The organism is Yersinia intermedia, assembly GCF_900635455.1.
GTDB classification, from domain to species: Bacteria; Pseudomonadota; Gammaproteobacteria; order Enterobacterales; family Enterobacteriaceae; genus Yersinia; species Yersinia intermedia.
Window position 1 is genome coordinate 1,202,812 of the sequence record NZ_LR134116.1, and the last position, 18,950, is coordinate 1,221,761.

Here is an 18,950-nt window from a genome sequence, read left to right on the forward strand (position 1 = left end):
CAGCTGATATTGATATCTGTGGCGTGAAGGTAACGATGCGATAGCGGCCGCGCAATTTGTGGCTATTTTGTAAAACATAATGTTTAAATGTGAGGATTATCTCAAACTCTATGTTTACCTAATGACAAAGTTGCCAGCAGGCGAGGCCTCTGTCACAGTGTCGGGCTGAGCCTGGAGGGATTCATGGTATTGCAATCAACACGTTGGCTGTCGCTCAGCTATTTCACTTATTTTTTTTCTTATGGCATTTTCCTGCCTTTTTGGGGCATCTGGTTACAAGGGGAAGGCATTCCACCTGAAACCATCGGTATCTTGTTGGGCGCAGGCTTAATCTCCCGTTTCCTCGGCAGTCTGATTATTGCCCCCGGCGTCAAAGATCCTTCCCATTTGGTTACAGCAATCCGAATTTTGGCACTACTGGCATTGGCCTTCGCCGTCGGTTTTTGGTTTGGTAACGGTTGGGCCTGGTTGATGGTAGTGATCGCGGGCTTTAACCTGTTTTTTGGCCCATTAGTGCCACTAACCGATGCGCTGGCGGCCACCTGGCAGAAACAGATAACCATGGATTACGGCAAGGTCCGGCTGTGGGGGTCACTGGCTTTTGTTATCGGTTCGGCATTGACCGGTAAATTGGTCTCTGTTTGGGGCCACACCGCTATTCTCTATAGCCTGACTTTCGGTATTGCCGCCATGCTACTGGGGGCGTTGTTAAAGCCCAGTATTATGCCGCAAGGCGAGGTTAAACACCGTAATGTTGCTGCTACCCAGTGGAGGGTATTGCTGTCGGAACCACAGGTCTGGCGCTTTTTACTCTGCGTGACCCTGTTACAAGGCGCACATGCTGGTTATTACAGCTTCAGCTCTATTTATTGGCAAGATGCGGGGTATTCGGCCGCCACCATTGGTTATTTATGGTCATTGGGCGTGGTCGCTGAAATCCTGGTGTTCGCATTTAGCAATGTGCTGTTTCGCCGCTGGACCGCCCGCAGCTTATTACTGCTTTCCGCGATAACTGGGTTTATCCGCTGGAGCCTGATGGCATCGACCACCGACTTGCCGTGGCTAATTTTGATTCAGATTTTACATTGTGGCTCGTTTACTGTTTGCCACTTGGCGGCGATGCGTTTTATTGCCGCACGGCGTGGGCCGGATGTGATCCGTTTACAGTCAGTTTATTCTGCACTGGCGATGGGCGGTGGAATTGCGGTCATGACGGTGATATCCGGTTTCCTGTTTGAGCATTATCAGGGCGGGGTGTTCTGGGTGATGGCATTGATTGTGATCCCTGTGCTGTTTATCCGGCCTCAGGTTGTGCCCAATCAGTCTGCCAGTTAAGGCAGCTCCAACACACTGCGTAACTGTTTGTTTTGTTGCTCAGTGAGCGGTAATTGTACCTGAATCAGCGGGGGCGTTGATTCAGGTTGCCTTACGGCATACGGTGTCAGCACCAAGGTGGTACCGGTTGGGGCACCTGATTGCAGATAAACGTCGTGGGGCAAATATTTAATATGTAGTGGCAGTAACGTTAGTTCACGTACTTGTTGTTCCACTTGCTCTTCCAATTCGGGGTTATTCCGCGTCAGCAGTAAAATCTGCTTTTCCTGTAATGCATTTTCCTGCATCAACCAGGCACCAAAGCTAATGGCAATCAGACCCACTTCATCAGCAGAAAATTGAATCTGATATTCCTGTTCGAAAGTAACCAGCGCCTGTCGCGTGGTTTGTAACAGTAGCGGGTATTTTCGGATAACGTCCTCTAGCAAGGAATTATCAATTCCGATATTGAAATAACAGCGCTCAATAGCGGGAGCAAGATGGGCGAAAAGCTGGCTGATCAGTGCTTCATTGCTACTGAGTGTCATACCAGAAAGTTGCTGAAAATGCGTGATCAATTGGTCAATAGCGTTGATTAGGCGGGTATCTTCTGCCGATTGAGTACTGTGATAACTGTGCGCTTTAATCATCGTCAACATCAGAATCAGCATATCCCGTTCAACTCTATTCAGCGAATGACCTAACAATGGATTAAATGAATCAAACAAACTGTCAGCCGCTGCCAGTGCGGGCTTGCATTCTAACCATTGCTGCTGGGTCAGTGATAACTCGGGCAACACCTGCTGCTGGTTTTCCCAAGCACAATAAGCCAGATACAGTTGTAAAAACTGACGATCTTTTTCATTTAACTGCCGACTGAGATGGGGTTCACATTGGCTAACTATCTGTGGCAGATGCTGTGATAACACCGTGTTATCCCATGACAATGCCTGATACAGGTGGGGAGCAAACTGATTTTCCACGAAATGTGGGCAATAGCGTAGCCCACGCCGTAACCAATGAATTAGGCACAGTCTTTTATCCAGGTGGCTGCCCTGAATCAGACAACTATTGTCGCTATCGGCATTGAGTTGCAAATGGTAGAAACGCTGGATTTCATTAGCAACCTCGGTTATATCTTGCCGAGTAGTCGCTAGCCCAACGCCATTGAATTGGCTGATAGCCTCCAGTTGTACTTTATGCGCAGGCATGAACAACATCAGCACCATATGACAGCGTCGCTGTTGACCGGATAGCGGTTGATCGGATAACTGGGGCACAGGGGTAGTGTCCAAGCTCATATAACCTTCCGTGATGGATGTGTTGTTATTTATCAGGCTTAAGCATAGCAAAAGAGATTCTATTCGGTTTGGTGGGTTAATGGGCTTTTATATCGACTTACAACTTGCATCACAGTTTTTCCCTTCGTGTTTGATGCTACAGGGCACCGGTGCTCCCATGATTTTGAGCATATCGTAGAATATCTAAGGATTGATTAATGTTTGATATGTTATATCATAACTATTTTTGGGTGATTAAACGGTCGATAGCCTTGCTGTTGGCGGGTGGGATTTTTGTTTATAGCCAGTTGGCACAGGCTCATCCCCATAGTTTTATTGATATGGACGCCACTTTCGTCAGTGATAAACAGATGCTGGTGGGCATGAAAATGGTATGGACTATGGATGAAATCACGTCTGCTGATCTGTTATATGATGCGGAAAATGCTAAAAGTGACTCCGAAATCTGGAAAAAACTGGCTGCTGAAGTGATGGCCAATGTGCTGGGGCAGCACTATTTTACTGATATTTATCGCAACGGTAAGCCGGTGAAATATAAAAATTTACCAACAGAGTATCAGTTGTCCCGCAAGGGGCATCAGGCAGTTTTAGAATTTGTGTTACCCCTGGCGGAACCGCAACCGTTGGCAGGTAAGCCGTTCATTATCTCCACTTATGACCCGACCTATTTTGTTGATATGAGTTATGCCAGTAACAAGATGGTAAGGTTATCAACCGAAATGGAGCAACGTTGCCAGTTAACCTTATTTACCCCAAATCCCAATGCTTCGTTACAGGCGTATGCATTATCGTTGGATAAAAGTGATTCTCCGGGAGATGACATGGAACTAGGAAAACAATTTGCACAGCGGATCACCGTACAATGTCAGTAGGTATCACGGCAGTTTCACGGCCTCGGCACTGGCTGATAAATTTATGGCCACTATTGCTGTTTTTACTGGTCTTAGCCGGTGCAGCCCAGGTCGCATGGCTCTACTGGCCTGAGTTGCTGTTCAAAACAGTGGTTTGGCAGAAGAACATGCATCAGCAGATGGCCCAATTACTGCAACAGGTTAAAGCCAATCCCCATCAGACCGGTTTGACATTGATGATGTTTAGCCTGATTTATGGCGTATTGCATGCTATGGGGCCAGGGCATGGCAAAGTGGTGATTGTCACTTATCTGGCGACCCATCCGGCACAATTAAAAAGTAGCCTGAAGCTGACCTTTGCCGCCTCAATATTGCAAGGTGGTGTAGCAATCTTGCTGGTAACGTTACTGCTTGGTGTTTTACAGCTTTCATCACGGTATCTGCATCAAAGCAGCTTCTGGTTGGAGAAGGGCAGTTTTTTACTGGTTATCGCACTGGGGATTTTGCTGTGTTTGCGGGCATTAAAGCGTCTTTATCAGCAAATAAAAGCAGTGAAACCGCAAAAAATCAGTATCCAGCGTATACAACCTTTGCCTGCGAACCATATTCATAGTGACCATTGTGGCTGTGGGCATCGCCATCTCCCCAGCGCTCAAGAGTTGCAAGCTGGCAATGACTGGCGCACCCGTCTGGCGATTGTTCTGGCCATGGGGATGCGGCCCTGTTCTGGTGCGATTATGGTGTTGTTATTTGCCAAAGTGATCGGCGTCTACTGGTGGGGAATTTTGTCAGCGATAGCAATGGCAATTGGGACATCCCTGACCATTTCACTACTGGCGCTATTTGTTCATTATGCGCGGCGTTTGGCGGTGCATTTAAGCCGTAATCGTGCCCCTGCGGCCTGGGGAGCAATTGCGTGGTCTACGCTGGCATTAACCGGTGGGATTATTCTGCTGTTTGCCGGTGTGCTGCTCTATCTTTCCAGCCAGCCGGAGTTTATCGGCGGCATACGGCCCTTTGGCCGCTAAAGTTAACAATGAAAAAAGCCAGTCAGGATTAGCCGACTGGCTTTTTTATATGGCTGGAAACGTATATACCCTATAGATTTCAAGGTGTAGGAAGGCGGCAAACAAGAGAACCCCGATGAGCTTACACGAGTAAGTGATTCGGGTGAACGAGAGCGGCCAACACACCTGCAATTTGAAAGATGACGGGTATATGATATTAACGTTTCAATGCATCACTAATCTCATCGCTCATCGCTTGAACGATAGATTTAACAATTCGTGGATTACCGGCTACGATATTGCCAGAACTGAAATGGTTATGACCGCCAGCAAAGTCAGTCACGATGCCGCCTGACTCACGTACCAACAGTTCGCCACCAGCAAAATCCCATGGCTTCAGACCAATCTCAAAGAAACCGTCAACACGGCCTGCGGCTACATAAGCCAGATCCAGCGCCGCTGAACCGGTGCGACGGAAGTCTGCACACTGCTCAAACAGTTTACCCACAACGCGCAGATAAGCCGGCGCATGTTGTTTTACTTTGAATGGGAAACCGGTCGCCAGAATAGTACCGTCTAAATCTTTCGCATTGGTGCCACGCAGACGATAGCCATTTAATTGAGCGCCCTGACCACGGGTGGCTGTAAACAGTTCGTTACGCATTGGGTCATAAACCACCGCAACTTCGGTACGGCCTTTGATACGAACAGCGATAGATACAGCGAAGTGAGGGAGGCGTTTGATGAAGTTGGTAGTGCCATCCAGTGGATCAATAACCCATTGCACATCATCGTCTTCGCCAACCAACTCACCGCATTCTTCACCAATAATGGTGTGTTTTGGGTAAGATTTACGGATAACCTCGACAATCAGGCGTTCTGCATCACGGTCTACATTAGTAACAAAGTCGTTAGTCCCTTTCTGGCTCGCTTCGACAGCGTCTGGGGTTTCATAATTTTTGGCAATCAGGTTACCGGCCTTACGCGCAGCGCGTATGGCGATAGTCAGCATCGGATGCATGGGTATCTTCCACTAGGATGTTAAAGAACGAGAAACGGCGCGTAGTATAGCAGGGGTTCTGATAAATGCCTATACCCGTCACCTTTCAAGATGCAGAGGTGTTGGCTGCCCTTATTTGCCCTGGTCACTTAGTTATCTAAGCTCCCAGGACTCACTCGGTTGCCGCCTGCCTGCAACTCGAAGTAGCTTGGGTATATGTCTGTGTTAAGATATGGCGATTCCCCGTTATCTTCAGAGTTTGTATGCTACACAATATTCGTATCGTTTTGGTCGAGACCTCACACACCGGTAATATGGGCTCGACAGCCAGGGCTATGAAAACCATGGGATTAACCAATTTGTATCTGGTCAATCCTTTAGTCAAACCCGATTCTCAGGCGATTGCACTCTCCGCTGGTGCCAGCGATGTCATTGGTAATGCTACTATTGTCGATACTTTAGATGAAGCATTGGCTGGGTGTAGTCTGGTTGTCGGTACCAGTGCTCGTTCACGCACCTTACCTTGGCCAATGTTAGAGCCGCGTGAATGTGGTGTGCGTAGCGCCCACGAAGCAGAACATGCTCCGGTTGCCTTGGTATTTGGCCGCGAACGGGTGGGGCTAACAAATGATGAACTACAAAAGTGCCACTATCATGTGGCGATTCCGGCAAACCCCGAATACAGTTCATTGAATTTGGCAATGGCCGTGCAAATTTTAGCCTATGAAGTGCGGGTAGCATTCCTTGATCGCCAGCAGGCTACGGCACCGGCAATAGAAGAAGAGGAAGCCCCTTATCCTTTGGTGGATGATCTAGAGCGTTTTTATCTGCATCTGGAGCAGGTGTTATCCCATACTGGTTTTATCCGACAGGCTCATCCAGGCCAGATTATGAGTAAATTGCGCCGTCTGTTTACCCGTGCACGCCCAGAGGCTCAAGAGCTAAATATCTTGCGCGGTATGCTGACATCCATTGAAAAACAGGATAAATACCCACAGCATGATGCGGGTAATAGTGCGCTAGATAACAAAAAATAAGGCTTTATATCAATTGGTTATTATTAAAATTCTGCCATATTATTCAAAATGGAATGAGTTAATAATACTTGAGTGAATTACTAGGTTAAATAGTTGACTAAAACACTCAAGAATGTCAAAATTCTGGCTTGTTTTCACCAACAGGTAATTTTAGCTATGAGACTGACATCCAAAGGCCGTTATGCCGTGACCGCCATGCTTGATGTGGCATTACATTCCCAGGACGGGCCAGTTCCTCTGGCAGATATTTCTGAACGCCAAGGGATCTCATTATCCTATTTAGAACAACTGTTCTCACGGTTACGCAAAAATGGCTTAGTTGCCAGCGTTCGTGGTCCAGGTGGCGGTTACCTGCTGGGTAAAGATGCATCAGCAATCGCAGTAGGTGCAGTAATCACCGCTGTAGACGAATCTGTCGATGCTACCCGTTGTCAGGGTAAAGAAGGCTGTCAGGGCGGTGATCGTTGCCTGACTCACACCTTATGGCGTGATCTGAGTGAGCGCATCAGCAGCTTCCTCAACAATATCACGCTGGCAGAGCTGGTAAATAACCAAGATATCCTAGAGGTTGCGGATCGTCAGAATAACGATACGCGCCGTACGGCTAATGGCCGACCGCAAGAGACGATTAACGTTAATCTGCGCGCATAAGCAGAATCTGCGGAATTTTACGTTTTGGAAGTGATGTACGGAGCATAAGAGCAATGACCGAATCAAAAATAAAGACACCGATCTATCTGGATTATGCAGCAACTACCCCGGTAGACCCTCGTGTCGCTGAAAAAATGATGCAGTATCTGACTCTGGACGGTATTTTCGGTAATCCCGCCTCGCGTTCTCACAAGTTCGGCTGGCAGGCAGAAGAAGCTGTTGATATTGCACGTAATGATATTGCTGCTCTGGTAGGTGCTGACCCTCGCGAGATTGTCTTCACCTCCGGTGCAACTGAGTCTGATAACCTCGCAATAAAAGGTGCGGCTAATTTCTATCAAAAGAAAGGCAAGCACATCATCACCTGTAAAACCGAACATAAAGCGGTGTTGGATACCTGCCGTCAACTGGAGCGTGAAGGCTTCGACGTGACTTATCTGGCACCCCAGTCTAACGGTATTATCGACCTGAAACAGCTTGAAGCGGCCATGCGTGAAGACACTATTTTGGTCTCTATCATGCACGTGAATAATGAAATCGGTGTGGTGCAGGATATCGCTGAAATCGGCGAAATGTGCCGCAGTCGCGGGATCATTTTCCACGTCGATGCGACGCAAAGTGTCGGTAAATTACCAATTGATCTCAGCAAATTGAAAGTTGATTTGATGTCCTTCTCTGCCCATAAAGTTTATGGTCCGATGGGCATTGGCGCACTGTTTGTTCGCCGTAAACCACGCATTCGCATCGAAGCACAACAGCACGGTGGTGGTCATGAGCGTGGTATGCGTTCAGGCACCTTACCAGTCCATCAGATAGCCGGCATGGGTGAAGCTTACCGTATCGCCAAAGAAGAGATGGAAAGCGAAGCTGCGCGTCTGCGCGCATTGCGCCTGCGTTTGTGGAATGGTTTGAAAGATATCGAAGAAGTTTACCTGAATGGCGATTTAGAGAATGGCGCACCTGGCATTCTGAACATCAGCTTCAACTATGTTGAAGGTGAGTCGCTGATCATGGCGCTGAAAGATCTGGCTGTTTCATCGGGTTCAGCCTGTACCTCCGCGAGTTTGGAACCTTCTTATGTGTTGCGTGCGTTAGGGATGAACGACGAACTGGCTCACAGTTCAATTCGTTTCTCTCTGGGGCGTTTCACCACTCAAGAAGAGATCGACTACGCCATTGCGCTGGTGCGTAAATCCATTGGCCGTCTGCGTGACTTGTCCCCGTTGTGGGATATGTTCAAACAGGGCGTGGATATCAGCAGCATTGAATGGTCTCACCATTAATTCCAGACTTTAAGACTCAGGAGTAATCACATGGCTTACAGCGAAAAAGTAATCGATCATTACGAAAATCCACGCAACGTCGGTTCATTCGACAACGCAGATCCTACTATTGGTAGTGGCATGGTTGGCGCACCCGCTTGTGGTGATGTCATGAAATTGCAGATCAAAGTCAACGAAGCCGGTATTATTGAAGATGCTCGTTTCAAGACTTATGGTTGCGGTTCAGCCATTGCTTCCAGCTCTCTGGTAACTGAATGGATGAAGGGTAAATCTCTCGATCAGGCTGAAGCGATCAAAAATACTCAGATCGCCGAAGAACTGGAGTTACCGCCAGTCAAAATTCACTGCTCGATTCTGGCAGAAGATGCCATTAAAGCAGCTATCGCCGACTACAAAAGCAAACATACTGCCAAGTAGTTGTAACATAGGTTATCAATTGTTAGCAGAGTTGAGGAAGGTGTATGTCGATATCAATCAGCGACAGTGCTGCACAACGGGTCAGTGCCTTTTTAAATCACCGTGGTAAAGGCTTGGGTCTGCGCTTGGGCGTAAGAACATCGGGCTGCTCAGGTATGGCATATGTACTCGAATTTGTTGATGAAATGAACGACGATGACGTCATTTTTGAAGACAAAGGTGTGAAAGTGATCATCGACGGCAAAAGCATGGTCTATCTTGATGGCACCGAATTGGATTTCGTCAAGGAAGGGCTGAACGAAGGCTTTAAGTTTAACAATCCGAATGTCTCAAGTGAGTGCGGATGTGGTGAAAGCTTTAACGTCTGACGCCTGTTTTTGTTTCTACCTCAGGTACTTGTGCTTCATACAGCTCTCTTGCATAACAAGAGGGCTGTATAATATTTGCTAAGCCATCACTATATTCCAGAGCATGCTATGGATTACTTCACATTGTTCGGGCTGCCGCCTCGCTATCTGGTTGACGGCAACCAACTCACTACCCGCTATCAGGAATTACAACGTCAATTCCACCCTGACCGTTTTGCTAACCAGCCTGAACGCGAGCGTTTAGCCTCGTTGCAACAAGCCGCCACCATCAATGACGCTTACCAAACCCTCAAGCATCCGTTAAAACGTGCCGAGTATATGTTATCTTTGCAGGGTTTTGATTTAGGTAATGAACAGCACACCATGCGTGATACTGCGTTTTTGATGGAGCAGTTGGAACTGCGTGAAGAGCTTGATGAGATTGAGCGCAAACCCGATGCTGAAACACAGCTTGCTGCATTCAGTAGCCGCTTAGCGTTGATGACGCAAACGCGCAGTCAGCAAATGGTGGAACAACTGGATAAGCAACAGTGGGAGCTGGCGGCTGATACCGTGCGTAAATTGCGTTTCTTGGATAAGTTACAACAGCAGGTTGAACAACTTGAAGAGCGCCTGTTTGATGATTTATCTCGATAGTTTAGTGAAGTGAAAAGTTGTATCTAATTGATAAAAATAAATAAAGATCAATTTATTGATGACTGCAATGCCCAGCTACTTCTTATTAGGGCGCGTCACTAACGTTTTTATATGCTCTAAATAATTCGAGTTGCAGGAAGGCGGCAAGTGAATGAACCCAAGGAGTTGAGATAACGCCTTGGGTGAGTGATGGCAGCCAACACACATGCAGCTTGAAGTATGACGAGTATAGATTGATGGAAGCTCAACATGGCCTTATTACAAATTAGTGAGCCTGGTTTAACTGCGCAGCCGCATCAACGTCGGCTGGCCGCAGGCATAGACTTAGGTACGACCAATTCATTGGTCGCCACCGTGCGTAGTGGTAAAGCGCAAACGCTGGTTGATGAGCAGCAGCGGGATCTTTTGCCCTCAGTGGTTCATTATCAAGCAAATAGTATTGATGTTGGTTGGAATGCCCGCAATCTGGCGGCATTGGACCCGGTCAATACCATCAGTTCAATTAAACGTATGATGGGCCGCTCTTTGGTGGATATCGTACAGCGCTATCCTAATCTGCCTTACCAATTCCAGCCCAGTGAAAATGGCTTGCCGATGATCCAGACTGCCAGCGGGTTGGTGAATCCGATCCAAGTGTCTGCGGATATTCTTAAAGTATTGTCTGCTCGCGCCCAGGCGGCACTGAGCGGTGATCTGGATGGTGTCGTGATCACCGTGCCGGCGTATTTTGATGATGCTCAGCGTCAGGGTACCAAAGATGCGGCACGTCTGGCGGGGCTACATGTATTACGTCTGCTTAATGAACCGACCGCAGCGGCCATTGCCTATGGCCTGGATTCAGGTCAGGAAGGGGTGATCGCCGTTTATGATCTTGGCGGTGGCACCTTTGATATCTCTATTCTGCGTTTGAGCCGTGGCGTGTTCGAAGTGTTAGCAACCGGTGGTGATTCTGCCCTGGGGGGTGATGACTTTGACCATCTATTAGCCGATTGGCTGCGTGAACAAGCAGGTATTGACTCCCGTGATGATCATGGCATTCAGCGGCAATTACTTGATGCAGCGATCGCGGCTAAAATCGCGTTGAGTGACGCTGAGGTTGCAGAGGTGTCCGTTGCTGGCTGGCAGGGGCAGATAACTCGTGGGCAGTTTGAATCGCTGATCACCGCGTTAATCAAACGCACATTAATGTCTTGTCGCCGTGCGTTGAAAGATGCCGCAGTGGCCCCTGATGAGGTGCTGGAAGTGGTGATGGTTGGTGGCTCAACCCGTGTGCCGCTGGTGCGTGAGCAAGTCGGGCAATTCTTTGGTCGCACGCCGCTCACCTCGATTGATCCCGATAAAGTTGTGGCAATCGGTGCCGCCATCCAGGCCGATATTTTAGTGGGTAATAAGCCCGATAGTGACATGCTGCTGCTTGACGTTATCCCGCTCTCATTGGGGCTGGAAACCATGGGTGGCCTGGTGGAGAAAGTTATTCCGCGCAATACCACCATTCCAGTGGCCCGTGCGCAGGAGTTCACCACCTTTAAAGATGGTCAGAGCGGGATGAACATCCATGTGCTGCAAGGCGAACGTGAATTGGTGCAAGATTGTCGTTCATTAGCCCGCTTTACCTTGCGTGGCCTACCGCCACTGCCCGCTGGTGGCGCGCATATTCGTGTTACTTTCCAGGTAGATGCTGACGGTTTATTGAGTGTCACTGCGATGGAGAAATCCACCGGTGTTGAGGCATCGATTCAGGTTAAGCCATCCTATGGGCTGTCTGATGATGAAATTGCCAATATGATTAAAGATTCGATGGCAAATGCGCAAAGTGATGTCAGTGCGCGTAAGTTAGTGGAGCAACAGGTCGAAGCATCCCGTGTGCTGGAGAGTTTACAAGGCGCATTGGCAGAAGACGCAGCATTACTCAGTGAGCAAGAGAGTACCGCTATCGCACAGGCGATGGCCTTATTACAGCAGCAGATGCAGGGCAACGACCCACACGCAATCGAAGCTGCGATCAAAGCGTTAGATACGCAAACGCAAGATTTTGCCGCGCGCCGGATGGATGCTTCCATTCGCCGAGCGTTGGCGGGTCATTCAGTGGATGAGGTTTAATCATGCCCAAAATAGTATTTCTGCCCCATAAAGACCTTTGCCCGGATGGTGCAGTACTGGAAGCAACCCAAGGTGAGACTATACTCGACGTTGCCTTGCGCAATGGGATCGATATTGAGCATGCCTGTGAGAAATCCTGTGCCTGCACCACCTGTCACTGCGTGGTGCGTGAAGGGTTTGATTCCTTACCAGAAAGCAATGAGTTGGAAGATGATATGTTGGATAAAGCCTGGGGTCTGGAGCCGGAGAGCCGCCTGAGCTGCCAAGCCAGAGTGACCGACGAAGACTTGGTGGTTGAGATCCCGCGTTATACCATTAACCATGCTCGGGAACATTGATATGAGCTTAACATGGCAAGATACCCAAGAAATCGGCGAAGCACTTTACGACAAATTCCCTGATACCGATCCGAAAACCGTGCGTTTTACCGATATGCATCAATGGATTTGCTCTTTGGACGATTTTGACGATGATCCGCAGAAATCGAATGAAAAAGTGCTAGAGGCCATTCTATTAGTGTGGTTGGATGAGTTTGAATAAGTATTGTAGGGTCGCGAAAGCGGCCTTTTTTCTACCTGATCTGATACCTTATACAAAGAAATATTATTGGGTCCGCCGCAGTCAACACAGGGCTGCGTATAACTAGCTGAATAACAGCAAAAAATAATAATGAAGAGGTTGTCATGACAACAGAATTGATGCAAGTATCCCTGTCGCATAATCCGGCAGATGCCCGTTGGGGCGAGAAAGCGCTGTTGAGTAGCGATGCCGAGGGGATGACTATCCACCTGACGGGCAACGGTAAATTAGGTGCGATTCAACGTGCCGCGCGCAAAATAGATGGTCAGGGAATCAAACGCATAAAACTGGCCGGAGAGGGCTGGGGGCTGGAGCAAAGTTGGGCATTCTGGCAAGGGTTCCGTGGGCCAAAAGGTCAGCGTAGTGTGGAGTGGGCAGAACTGCCAGAGAACGAAAAAACTGAACTGGAACAACGCATAAAAATTATCGACTGGGTGCGCGACACGATCAACGCACCGGCGGAAGACTTAGGTCCAGAGCAATTGGCCAAAAATGCCATTGATTTGATGTGTGCCGTCTCGTGTGATGCGGTCAGTTACCGTATTACTAAAGGCGAAGATCTGCGTGAGCAGGGCTATGCTGGGATCTATACCGTGGGGCGTGGATCTGATCGTGCACCGGTATTGCTGGCATTGGATTATAACCCAACCGGTAATCCTGATGCGCCGGTAATGGCCTGTCTGGTAGGTAAAGGGATTACGTTTGATTCCGGCGGTTACAGCCTGAAGCAGAGCGCGTTCATGGACTCGATGAAATCTGATATGGGCGGTGCAGCCACCGTGACGGGTGCCTTGGCCTTGGCGGCGGCGCGTGGCTTGAAACAGCGCGTAAAGTTGTATCTGTGTTGTGCCGACAATATGGTTAGCGGTAATGCCTTTAAACTGGGTGATATTATCCGTTACCGCAATGGTAAAACTGTAGAAATCATGAATACCGATGCTGAAGGGCGTCTGGTACTGGCTGATGGCCTGATTGATGCCGCTGAACAAAACGCACCGCTGATTATAGATGCTGCCACTTTAACCGGCGCGGCCAAAACAGCATTGGGTAACGACTACCATGCACTGTTCAGCTTTGATGATGAACTGGCACAAGCGCTGCTGAACAGCGCGCAAAGTGAACATGAACCTTTCTGGCGTTTACCGCTGGCGGAATTCCATCGCAGCCAGTTACCGTCTAACTTTGCTGAATTGAATAATGTAGCGGGCGCGGCTTACAGTGCAGGTGCCAGCACTGCCGCTGCTTTCCTGTCGCATTTTGTGAAAAACTACCAACAAGGTTGGCTCCATATTGACTGCTCTGCTACTTACCGTAAAAGTGCAGTTGAACAATGGTCTGCCGGTGCTACAGGTTTAGGCGTTCGTACCATTGCTAATCTGTTGTTGGCGAAAGCTAAACAGTAAGTTTGGTGAATGAAGGGGCTAGCACACTTACGGGCACTCCGGCAGCTCACGGCGCTACGTCCGAACGGTGCGCTTCCCCTGCGTTTGGCTTTGTAAGCTACCAATGGGGCGCATTGACGTCCCTTTGTTCGATCTGCTCGACGTTTTTCGGAGTACAAGATGAGTTTGCTACAACCACCTGCCGATGATCACCACGATCACCATCACCATGATGAGGATCAGAGTCTGGAGTCGTTGTTAAAACTGGCGGCGACGGAGTCAATTTATCGTACTGCCTTTTTCCGCACACTATTGGATGCCACGGTGTTAGTGCTGGTGGCCGGCTCAGAACCGGGCGGTGAGGATAGCGAGATGACCTTCACTGCGGGCAATGGGGTGAATATTCTGCATTGGGAAAAGCAGGATGGTGAATCGGTCATTCCATTCTTTACCTCGATAGAAGTGTTGCAGCAGGCGCTGGATATCGCCGAAGATCAACAGATTGACAGTGAAAAACAGCCCTTTATTGCAATGCCAGTGCGAGTGTTATTTGAAATGACGCAGGGTGCGCACCTGTTCCTGAACCCGAAATCAGAACATGGTAAAGAGTTTTGGCCGCAGGAAGTGGCGATGCTATTGGAAAATGGCGGTTTAGCCCAACCGGCTGAAATGAGTGTGGATAAAGAGAGCCAAATCTTATTGGGCCAGCCGGAAGAGTATCCGGCGGTGATGGTTGATGCCCTGATCAAACTGTTCAGCCAGCGCAAACCGGTGCGGCGTGCTTTCCTGGCATTGATGCATGATAAAAGTGTGGATGAGCAGCCTAACTTACTGATTGGCTTGGAAGTAGATGCCTCGCCTGAGGAAATAGATCAACTGATTCAGGAAGCGGGCAATGTGGCCAGTGACCATGCACCAGATGATCGCCCGGTCGATTTCTGTCTGGTTAACGAGAAAGAGCGTGGGGTAAGCCACTATCTGATGACTCATACGCAGGCGTTTTATCAGCGCCGCTGGGGCAGTTGGCTGAGAAACGTTATTCCCTCGACCAGCCATTAATTCGCTGTTGGTGGGTCAGGTTAGGCCGATATAGGAAAGGGAGCCGTAACTGGCTCCCTTTTTTGACACACCATTCTCATTGCTACATGAAGAACTTAACGTGTTATTTAGAAGGTGTAAGCAACGCCCATATTAATAGTCATTGGGGTCGCAATGTTTTTACCTTTAGAGACTTTAACTTCAGAACCGATTGACAGGTTAGAGGTCAGGTTTACATTGACACCCACGCCCGCGTTAGCACGAGTCCCTTTCAGGCTGTTATCAAACATTTCGTTGTTAACCATCACCTTGTTACTGGCCATCAGGTCATGATCCACTGAGAAGATAGCGTAAGGCTTAATTTCAGTACCAGCGTTCAACACAAAGCGATAACCGGTGTTCATCCCCAGAGTACCAGTGGTAGAACGTGCGCCTTGGCTCTGTGCTTCCATGCCGTTAGACAGTTGGTACTGGCTCTTACCGGAGCTAAAGGTGTTCAGTGCGACATAAGGAGAGATATACATCTCATTGATATTGATATGTTTACCCGCCTTCATGGCCAGACCAAGACCGGAGAAGTTAGTATTGCCGGTGGCGCTGCCGCCTTTAGCTGTCACATTGAGGTTCTGTTTAAACTGGTTAGTTTTCAGCACACCATTAATGTAATAACCGCTATTAGCCAAATATTGCGCGTAAGCACCCAATGAGTTGCTTTCCACACTGCCGCTGCTCTGGTAATCAGATTTGATATTTGAGCTGCTGTAGCTGGCGAAGCTACCGATACTGAATACGGCATTACCTAAATCAATGGCTTTATCGCCACCTAAAGTCATACCATTCAACTTCTGGTTGAAGTTGGCCGCAGTGCCTTTCACGTTATAGCTGTCGTTCAGGTAAGTGAGCCACACGCCGCTTTCGTTAGCCGACGAGCTTTGCTTATCCAAACGATTCTGAATCGAACTTAATTCAGCATTAAAGATAACCGGCATGGTATTGGCGACAGCCAGCACACCCGCAGTACTTGGTGTCAGGGTTGTTTTATCAGCTACCAGTTTGAAGCCACCTTGACCATCACTGACCAGGTTGTGCTTATAGTTACCCAGATCTACCGGGCCATTAGCCAGTGCAAAGCGTGCGTTATTGGTGCCTGCCACATCAACGACATTCAGGTTAGCCGGAGCAACACCGCTGGCATCGATCTGAACGTTGAAATCACCATTGGCATCACCCGTTACATTCAGTGGTGCAGTAGCGTGGTTATGCAGGGATGAACCTAGGTTAAAGCTACCGTTACCTGCCAATGAGCTGATGGTCAGTTGCGCTTTCGTTTGGCTCATATCGATAGAACCGCCCGCCAGCGTGACATCTTTAAAGGCGAATTTAGCGGGTTTGCCATTCATGGCGCTAAAGGCCGCACGGGAAGTTGGGTGTAGCCTGACATAAGGTGCATCTTCGGCCACCAGCACCATGTTACCGGCTAAATTCAGGTCTGCATTTTGGGTTACTGCACCGTCATGGACGCTCAGGAAACTGCCTTGGTTGGCATTAATGATCCCTTCGACTGCGGCAGTTTGGGTGAAAATGGTGGTACCGCCATTTAACTCCGCATCTTTCAGCGAACTGTAGATCAGTGCATAACCGTCTTCAACCAGTATCTTATTGGCTTGCATGCGCGACTTAAGCTTCAAGATACCGCCGTTTACCGTGGTGTTATCAGCTTTCGCATTGCCACTAACGGTGAATTCTGCACCGTTATTAACCGTGGTATGCTGGGCGTTTGCGCTACCAGCAAGCTCGAAATGACTGTTATTCAGTTCGGTATGATCGGTGGTGGCACCATCATTAACAATGAACTTGCCGCCATTAACCGTCGTATACTCTGCTGTGGCACCAGTTGCCAGCGTGAAGGTACCGTTCTCAAGTGTGGTGTTAGAAGCACTCGCCTTGTCATTAACCGTGAATTCGCCATCATTGATAGTCGTACGTATCGCTCCCGCACCAGCTTCAACGGTGAAAACACCGCCATTCAGCGTGGTATCTGCTGCGATAGCTTTGCTTTGCAGGGTTAAGCTCCCACCTTTGATGATGGCTTTAGAAATAATAGCGTTATCTTTGGCAGTAATATCACCTTCGCTAACTATCTCATTGATATAAGAATACTCTCCGGCTGTAACCTTGCCACCTTTAGCAATCACCGCACCTTCTGATTTGGCTCGTTCAGTCTCATTTATCCCTTTAAGGCTCAACTGACCTTCTGCACCAACATTGGTATTTTTATCCGTACCACCGTTATTTTCCATAATGCCTTTGGTGATAACAGTGCTATTTGCCAATGCGCCAAGCGCCAACTTTACGGTGCCATCTTCGCTAACAATGCTGCCAATGATTTCGCCGTCTTTTTCCACATTTTGCGTGCCGCCCGATACTTGGGTATCGAGTGCAAAGGTTCCTGTAGCGACAGTTTGTTGCTCGGTGCTGGCAATTCTTTGCTCAAATGCAGGTATATCAATAGTCGTAGTCGTTACTTTCTCTAAATTAGCTAATTCTGCTGTCGCATTGTGCATTTCTGTCGTGCTGGTTGCGAGCTTATCCGCAGCGTCAGTTTTAATCTTATTGGCAGCAGTAACCTTAAGCTCAATGTCATTAAAAGCAACGTCGGCAGACTGATGTTTCTTGGTTGCGGCATCAGCTAACAGTTTTGCGGCTGCTGCATCCTTGATGGCCTTTTGCGCGTCTTCAGCCTTGGTTTTTTTGTCCACAGGCGTGTTTGGATCATCAATCAGTTTTTGTAGCTCGTTGTCGAGATCTGGTGTCTTATCATCCCAGGCTACATTGACAGCTTTAATTGCCGTGGTTTTTTCAGTATCAAGTTGTTTTAAGTTATCTTCAGCTTGAGTTTTTTCTTTCTCAGCGAGTTTGAGCTTTGCTTGATTAAATTTTAATTGAGGAGTCAGACGTACGACATCAACACTTGCTTTTTTTTCTGCTTCTTCTGCTTTTTTATGCGCCTGTTCAGCAACAGCGAGCTCGTTGAACTTAACTTGTTTATCGGCAAAATAAGCCGCCAGTTTTTCCTTTTGTTCCTGGCTAATCACACCTTGAGTCAGGTAATTTTGTACCTTAGTCAGAGTATTTTGGCTTGTTTGTTGCTGCTTTATTACGGTGACTTTTTGCTCAAGTTCTGGCGAAATAGTTGAATTATCGTTGGTTAATGACGCAGTAAACAGTGAGTTGGCTTCTTCAGCGGTGAACTGCCCCGGCGCTTTGTTATTGAGTGAGGCTGTAAAAGCATCTTTTGCTGCTGCATTGAGTTTGTTCTTGTTGTCTTCGGTCTTGTCTTTTGCATAAGCAACAACGGCTTCTAACTGCGCGATATTTTTTTCAAATACACCTTTAAATGAGTCTAGTTCTTTGTTCGCTTGTTTTTGTTGTGCCGGTGCTAATGCAGCAATGTTGGTTTCATAATCCTTAATCTGCTGCTGGTGATCCTGTTGCATTGTCGTAATTTGCGACTCAACCTGAGTAATCATCTCTGGTGTAATTGTTTGGCCTTCAGGGAAGATACTTTCCAGCAAGATATCTTCAGGGGCTTTGGTGTTAACCACGGTGTTAGTGGTTACGATAAAGCTGCCAGCATTGCCCATACCGAGAGTTGCACCGGGTATAAACGTAGATGTTGACGCAGCAATTGCCCCACCAGATATCAATGATGAGACCAAAATAGATAACGGCAATAAACGTGTATTTAATGTGTTGCGATGACCCATGGTTTTATACATTCCTATTTATAGATGAGTTTAAAAGACGAAATACTCAAAAGGGGTAATAACGACAAAATGTTGGATGAAATATAAATTGGTAAGCCGCTCATTCCTATTTATTAAAATATTAATTCAGGTGGTTTATATTAATTTGATTTTTAATTTTATTTTGTTGTGATGTTTTTCTTGTTTTTGTATTGATTTTATTGGTTTTTATCTTGGTGC

Annotated in this window: 17 protein-coding genes; 14 read left to right on the forward strand and 3 right to left on the reverse strand. The window is 47.9% G+C overall.

Going from position 1 to position 18,950, the window contains the following annotated elements; translation table 11 throughout:
* Nucleotides 1–183 precede the first annotated feature (183 nt).
* On the forward strand, nt 184–1,335 hold the full coding sequence (locus EL015_RS05660) for a 3-phenylpropionate MFS transporter (protein WP_005192729.1): 1,152 nt from the start codon (nt 184–186) through the stop codon (nt 1,333–1,335).
* On the opposite strand, the gene csiE is transcribed toward EL015_RS05660, so the two are convergent.
* Complete coding sequence (csiE, locus tag EL015_RS05665; RefSeq protein ID WP_032907961.1) at nt 1,332–2,615, reverse strand: stationary phase inducible protein CsiE; 1,284 nt, start codon at nt 2,613–2,615, stop codon at nt 1,332–1,334. The two genes, EL015_RS05660 and csiE, sit on opposite strands and share 4 nt — an antisense overlap.
* Nucleotides 2,616–2,821: 206 nt before the next feature.
* Here csiE and EL015_RS05670 point away from each other — a divergent pair, with 206 nt between their 5' ends.
* Together EL015_RS05670 and EL015_RS05675 are read left to right on the forward strand one after the other, a co-directional pair.
* Nucleotides 2,822–3,487 (forward strand): DUF1007 family protein, encoded by a 666-nt coding sequence (locus tag EL015_RS05670; protein ID WP_161597815.1) that lies wholly within the window; start codon nt 2,822–2,824, stop codon nt 3,485–3,487.
* Nucleotides 3,478–4,494 carry a nickel/cobalt transporter gene (locus EL015_RS05675; RefSeq protein ID WP_032907959.1) on the forward strand — a complete coding sequence of 339 codons (1,017 nt, stop codon included), beginning with the start codon at nt 3,478–3,480 and terminating at the stop codon, nt 4,492–4,494. The genes EL015_RS05670 and EL015_RS05675 overlap by 10 nt, the downstream gene beginning before the upstream one ends.
* A 196-nt stretch (nt 4,495–4,690) precedes the next feature.
* On the opposite strand, the gene suhB is transcribed toward EL015_RS05675, so the two are convergent.
* On the reverse strand, nt 4,691–5,494 hold the full coding sequence (suhB, locus tag EL015_RS05680) for an inositol-1-monophosphatase (protein ID WP_005192722.1): 804 nt from the start codon (nt 5,492–5,494) through the stop codon (nt 4,691–4,693).
* Between the two features lie 242 nt (nt 5,495–5,736).
* On the opposite strand from suhB, the gene trmJ reads away from it, so the two are divergent.
* The 11 genes from trmJ to sseB all read left to right on the forward strand — a co-directional run bounded on the left by trmJ (nt 5,737) and on the right by sseB (nt 14,985).
* Complete coding sequence (gene trmJ, locus EL015_RS05685; RefSeq protein ID WP_005192718.1) at nt 5,737–6,510, forward strand: tRNA (cytosine(32)/uridine(32)-2'-O)-methyltransferase TrmJ; 774 nt, start codon at nt 5,737–5,739, stop codon at nt 6,508–6,510.
* A gap of 156 nt (nt 6,511–6,666) precedes the next feature.
* The gene (gene iscR / locus EL015_RS05690) at nt 6,667–7,161 is read left to right on the forward strand and encodes a Fe-S cluster assembly transcriptional regulator IscR (RefSeq protein ID WP_004707916.1); all 495 of its coding nucleotides are present in this window, start codon (nt 6,667–6,669) and stop codon (nt 7,159–7,161) included.
* A gap of 68 nt (nt 7,162–7,229) precedes the next feature.
* A complete protein-coding gene (locus EL015_RS05695; RefSeq protein WP_032907967.1) occupies nt 7,230–8,444 on the forward strand; it encodes an IscS subfamily cysteine desulfurase in 1,215 nt (404 codons plus the stop codon).
* A 30-nt stretch (nt 8,445–8,474) separates the two neighbouring features.
* Nucleotides 8,475–8,861 (forward strand): Fe-S cluster assembly scaffold IscU, encoded by a 387-nt coding sequence (iscU, locus tag EL015_RS05700; protein ID WP_005159510.1) that lies wholly within the window; start codon nt 8,475–8,477, stop codon nt 8,859–8,861.
* Nucleotides 8,862–8,905: 44 nt separating this feature from the next.
* Nucleotides 8,906–9,229 carry an iron-sulfur cluster assembly protein IscA gene (gene iscA, locus EL015_RS05705; protein WP_005192709.1) on the forward strand — a complete coding sequence of 108 codons (324 nt, stop codon included), beginning with the start codon at nt 8,906–8,908 and terminating at the stop codon, nt 9,227–9,229.
* Between the two features lie 108 nt (nt 9,230–9,337).
* The gene (hscB, locus tag EL015_RS05710; RefSeq protein ID WP_032907957.1) at nt 9,338–9,865 is read left to right on the forward strand and encodes a co-chaperone HscB; all 528 of its coding nucleotides are present in this window, start codon (nt 9,338–9,340) and stop codon (nt 9,863–9,865) included.
* A 249-nt stretch (nt 9,866–10,114) separates the two neighbouring features.
* Entirely contained in the window at nt 10,115–11,965 is a 1,851-nt protein-coding gene (gene hscA / locus EL015_RS05715; RefSeq protein ID WP_005191954.1) for a Fe-S protein assembly chaperone HscA, read from the forward strand.
* Nucleotides 11,966–11,967: 2 nt separating this feature from the next.
* Complete coding sequence (gene fdx / locus EL015_RS05720; protein ID WP_005191947.1) at nt 11,968–12,303, forward strand: ISC system 2Fe-2S type ferredoxin; 336 nt, start codon at nt 11,968–11,970, stop codon at nt 12,301–12,303.
* Nucleotide 12,304: 1 nt separating this feature from the next.
* Nucleotides 12,305–12,505, forward strand: a complete 201-nt coding sequence (gene iscX, locus EL015_RS05725) for a Fe-S cluster assembly protein IscX (RefSeq protein ID WP_005191944.1) — start codon at nt 12,305–12,307, stop codon at nt 12,503–12,505.
* 143 nt (nt 12,506–12,648) lie between these two features.
* Nucleotides 12,649–13,947, forward strand: coding sequence for an aminopeptidase PepB (gene pepB / locus EL015_RS05730; RefSeq protein WP_005191941.1), 1,299 nt, complete (start codon nt 12,649–12,651; stop codon nt 13,945–13,947).
* A gap of 159 nt (nt 13,948–14,106) precedes the next feature.
* Entirely contained in the window at nt 14,107–14,985 is an 879-nt protein-coding gene (sseB, locus tag EL015_RS05735; RefSeq protein ID WP_005191938.1) for an enhanced serine sensitivity protein SseB, read from the forward strand.
* 107 nt (nt 14,986–15,092) lie between these two features.
* Here the strand turns inward: sseB and EL015_RS05740 are convergent, their stop codons facing one another.
* Nucleotides 15,093–18,731 carry an autotransporter outer membrane beta-barrel domain-containing protein gene (locus EL015_RS05740; RefSeq protein ID WP_032907824.1) on the reverse strand — a complete coding sequence of 1,213 codons (3,639 nt, stop codon included), beginning with the start codon at nt 18,729–18,731 and terminating at the stop codon, nt 15,093–15,095.
* Between the last annotated feature and the right edge of the window lie 219 nt (nt 18,732–18,950).